Here is a 509-nt window from a genome sequence, read left to right as displayed (position 1 = left end):
AATATTAGTTTTGAAGTCAGTATTCATTGAGCCGAACAAAATCTTAAATTGAAGAGTTTGATCATGGCTCAGATTGAACGCTGGCGGCAGGCCTAACACATGCAAGTCGAGCGGAAACGAGAATAGCTTGCTATTCGGCGTCGAGCGGCGGACGGGTGAGTAATGCCTGGGAAATTGCCCTGATGTGGGGGATAACCATTGGAAACGATGGCTAATACCGCATGATGCCTTCGGGCCAAAGAGGGGGACCTTCGGGCCTCTCGCGTCAGGATATGCCCAGGTGGGATTAGCTAGTTGGTGAGGTAAAGGCTCACCAAGGCGACGATCCCTAGCTGGTCTGAGAGGATGATCAGCCACACTGGAACTGAGACACGGTCCAGACTCCTACGGGAGGCAGCAGTGGGGAATATTGCACAATGGGCGCAAGCCTGATGCAGCCATGCCGCGTGTATGAAGAAGGCCTTCGGGTTGTAAAGTACTTTCAGCAGTGAGGAAGGGTGTGAGGTTAA

1 rRNA gene is annotated in these 509 nt (G+C 52.3%); it reads left to right on the top strand.

Annotated elements, in window-relative coordinates:
- Positions 1-45: 45 nt before the first annotated feature.
- Positions 46-509 (top strand): 16S ribosomal RNA (locus Q8W40_RS28065); the annotation flags it as partial.

It is taken from the genome of Vibrio penaeicida (assembly GCF_030689305.1).
GTDB lineage: Bacteria > Pseudomonadota > Gammaproteobacteria > Enterobacterales > Vibrionaceae > Vibrio > Vibrio penaeicida_B.
The sequence above is the reverse complement of the archived record's forward strand: the minus strand, read 5'-3'. Positions and strand labels throughout refer to the sequence as shown.